The sequence below is a fragment of the Methanosarcinales archaeon genome, assembly GCA_014859725.1.
In the GTDB taxonomy this organism is placed as follows: domain Archaea; phylum Halobacteriota; class Methanosarcinia; order Methanosarcinales; family Methanocomedenaceae; genus Kmv04.
Window position 1 is genome coordinate 1 of sequence record JACUTQ010000212.1, and the last position, 3,179, is coordinate 3,179.

Sequence of the window (3,179 nt, forward strand, 5' to 3'; positions counted from 1 at the left end):
TATTAACAAATCGCAGCCAATAATTGAACATTCGTTGAGACAAAACCACATCCCTTATATACCAAAAAATTTCTACAGTACCCTACATGCCTGAATACCACATCAGGATTCAGGACATACAGCCCAAGGACAGGCCCCAGGAGAGGCTATTAAAAAACGGTGCTGCTGTGCTATCAGACTCAGAACTCCTGGCAATCATCCTGCGCACAGGTACCAAAGGCGAGAATGTCCTGAACCTGTGCACCCGGATACTCTCAACCTATAACATCCAGCAATTGAGCCGTGCTTCCCCCACCAAGCTGCAGGAGGTACATGGTGTGGGAGTAGCTAAAGCCAGCCAGATAGCAGCCATGTTCGAATTGAACCGCAGGCTTGAGACCTTCACTGAAGAAGAAAAGACCAGGATAAGCAGTCCTGAGGCCGCTTACAATCACATCTATCCAAAAGTCAGGGAGCAGAAAAAAGAATTCTTTATTGCACTGCACTTGGACACCAAGAATAACCTCATCAGGGAAGAGACAGTATCAGTGGGCAGCTTAAATGCAAATATAGTCCACCCCAGGGAAGTATTCAAGACCGCAATCCAGGAAAGTGCGGCCGCCATCATTGTTGCTCACAATCATCCCAGTGGAGACCCTTCACCCAGCCAGAACGACATCGACATCACACGAAAACTCATTGAGACCGGCCGGGTAGTTGGGATCGAAGTCTATGACCACATAATAATCGGCAACGGCAGGTTCATCAGTTTAAAAGAACAGAATTTGATCTGAACTATGATGAATTGGGGGTCATCATGGCCCAATCCAGCAGCATACCGTCTAAAGTCAATAGAACGATCTTATGTGAACCCTGTGGCAGGTCATAGGGTAATTCCTCATATCCGATATATAGTTCTTCCCCGATATTAATTTCAGGCGGGGCCGACTTTACTTTTCCAAAGAAAAATTTGTCTTTTGTTTTAATATCCAGGACTGACACATTGCGCCATGCTTTGGCTTCAGCTACATTAAGAACCACACATTTTCGTTTATATTTTTTAATCTCACTTGCACACATCAATATCACCTAATAATTTTCATCAATTTATTGAATATAAGTTATCACGGAATGATATTTTGGGGAGCTAACCCTTAATAATGTTTTTCATAATATACCACTACAGAATATCTTCTACCATATCCCAATCATGCTCATATATATGTGCACTGACGCTAATTGTAGTTATCATACCAGGGCTTTCACCCACCTCACCAGCTACATATTCAAGGAGTCTGGACAGACCATACAGGTTTGCCGGATATGCACCTGCAAAATCATGACTTCTGAACAATGTTGTAAGGTTTACCTTACCTCCCCTGATCTTAAAATCATCAATAATCATACAAGGTACTTCATCCACAACAGTATCTATAGTGGGAACCCATGTAACTGCAGTAGCTCTTCGAGTGGCAGGATTTTGTTTTAATTTATCGATCACATATGCGATCTGGTCTATCTTTTCATCCCAGTTACGCAATCTCTGACCATATGTATATTCAAAATCCTGCACATTTTCGCCAGTAATCAGCTGTTTGGCATATTCTTCAAGACGTTCCTCGTTCCAGGAGATATCTTTTGGTATTCTCTCGATATACGGGTTTTGGATAATGATCATCAGATTAAGGTATTCCCGAATCCTGCTGCCTCTCTCATCAGTGACCTCATTACCATGGTTCCAGATCAGATTCAATCCACGATACCATGCATCACTGATGCTGTTGGCCCTAATTACCCTGCCGATTTGAAGTGTCAATTTTATCGATCTCCATTATCAAGATAGATTCCAAAAGTTTTAATCTACTCAAAGTAGTTAAAGCTAATGCTATTATTATAATAAATGTGATTTCCATGGACCCTAATTTCATAAAAAGACATCCCGCCTCCAAAACAATTATAATTAAAAAAAGGTCATTTTTTGAAAATGATGTTACGTTACCCGGAAATGTAATTATCGGAACAGGTTCAAGTTTCTGGGGAAATTTGATTGTTCAAGGCAATCTTGAACTGGGTAGAGGGGCATTAATAAAAGGCAATGTTATCGCTGAAAAAGCCGTAATAAGCGCTGATTGTAATATCCAGGGCAATATAAAAGTCAAAAATGACCTATCACTACTGGACAGAACCAGTATTGGTGGGCTGGCCTATGCTGGAGGTAATATGATGGTGAGACCTTATGTATCAGCAAGAGCAGCAGAATGTGTTGGGAATCTTGAAATAACAGGAAGGACATATATAAAAAGCATTAAATCAGGTCACAAGATCGTTGCTAGAAGAGATTGATGGCCTTTTTTTGTCAATTGCTTTTTGAGATTCATGTGCTTGTTTCTTTGCTAAAGCATATGAGTGCAAGTAAAATTCATTCAAAATTATTGTAGCATCCTTTAATAGTTCGGCTTCGAACGTTCCTCTGGATAAATAATCCAGCATGTATACAGTGGCTATATATGCCTGACTGAACTCATCATGGTCGGGAAAGATTTTGGATGTGCTATTATATACTGTCAACCATGGTTTCTTAAATCGAGATGTAGGTCCATAACTTCCCGCACCCATCGGCCTTATGATTTCGATCTGTAGCAGATCTTCCTGTATTTTATCATATTTTGACTGGGTCCAACCTTCTAATGGAGATGGATTCGATTCATATTCTTTGTAAATAGAGTCCAGTATTTCAAGCAAATGGTCCTGAGTCTCATCCAGTTTGATCAAGTGGTAACCAGCTTGTAATCTGGGTGTTTGTACAAGGTAACTAGTAAAAAGTTCTTTAAGTTTCTGGGAGTCATCACCTTCAAACTCATCTAATTTTAGAAGGATCTGATATTCCCTATCAGAAAATTCAACAACTACTGTCTTGACCATATAATTCTCCTGCTTAACAGTATCAATTTATTAGTATATAATATATTATAATCCTTTTTCTTCAGTTTACCAGTTAAATCATCCATTTGATCTTCTTATATAACTACTTATTTGTCTTCTGCTATCCTTTTCTCCAAAAGCAGAGGATATAAATTAATTTTTTCCAAGAACTGACTTTCAATACTAAATGTATTTATAAATTTTCATTTATATTATATATTAATAACCTGAATAAGTCAAACGTTGCGACGGCACACCCAACCGCAGCAGAGCTGCGG

At 39.4% G+C, this 3,179-nt stretch carries 5 protein-coding genes; 2 read left to right on the forward strand and 3 right to left on the reverse strand.

Annotation, left to right across the window (positions count from 1 at the left end; translation table 11 throughout):
• The first annotated feature begins 86 nt into the window (after positions 1–86).
• A complete protein-coding gene (radC, locus tag IBX40_12210) occupies positions 87–773 on the forward strand; it encodes a DNA repair protein RadC (GenBank protein MBE0525072.1) in 687 nt (228 codons plus the stop codon).
• A 1-nt stretch (position 774) separates the two neighbouring features.
• Here radC and IBX40_12215 read toward each other — a convergent pair whose 3' ends face one another.
• Together IBX40_12215 and IBX40_12220 are read right to left on the reverse strand one after the other, a co-directional pair.
• A complete protein-coding gene (locus IBX40_12215; protein MBE0525073.1) occupies positions 775–1,059 on the reverse strand; it encodes a hypothetical protein in 285 nt (94 codons plus the stop codon).
• A 100-nt stretch (positions 1,060–1,159) separates the two neighbouring features.
• Complete coding sequence (locus IBX40_12220) at positions 1,160–1,801, reverse strand: thymidylate synthase (protein ID MBE0525074.1); 642 nt, start codon at positions 1,799–1,801, stop codon at positions 1,160–1,162.
• Between the two features lie 89 nt (positions 1,802–1,890).
• On the opposite strand from IBX40_12220, the gene IBX40_12225 reads away from it, so the two are divergent.
• Positions 1,891–2,322 (forward strand): polymer-forming cytoskeletal protein, encoded by a 432-nt coding sequence (locus IBX40_12225; protein MBE0525075.1) that lies wholly within the window; start codon positions 1,891–1,893, stop codon positions 2,320–2,322.
• Here IBX40_12225 and IBX40_12230 read toward each other — a convergent pair.
• Positions 2,290–2,901, reverse strand: a complete 612-nt coding sequence (locus tag IBX40_12230; protein ID MBE0525076.1) for a hypothetical protein — start codon at positions 2,899–2,901, stop codon at positions 2,290–2,292. The genes IBX40_12225 and IBX40_12230 overlap by 33 nt on opposite strands.
• Between the last annotated feature and the right edge of the window lie 278 nt (positions 2,902–3,179).

Coding starts and splice junctions, on each gene's coding strand:
- radC (MBE0525072.1), top strand. CDS start 87: ATGCCTGAATACCACATCAGGATTCAGGACATACAGCCCAAGGACAGG.
- IBX40_12215 (MBE0525073.1), bottom strand. CDS start 1,059: ATGTGTGCAAGTGAGATTAAAAAATATAAACGAAAATGTGTGGTTCTT.
- IBX40_12225 (MBE0525075.1), top strand. CDS start 1,891: ATGGACCCTAATTTCATAAAAAGACATCCCGCCTCCAAAACAATTATA.
- IBX40_12230 (MBE0525076.1), bottom strand. CDS start 2,901: ATGGTCAAGACAGTAGTTGTTGAATTTTCTGATAGGGAATATCAGATC.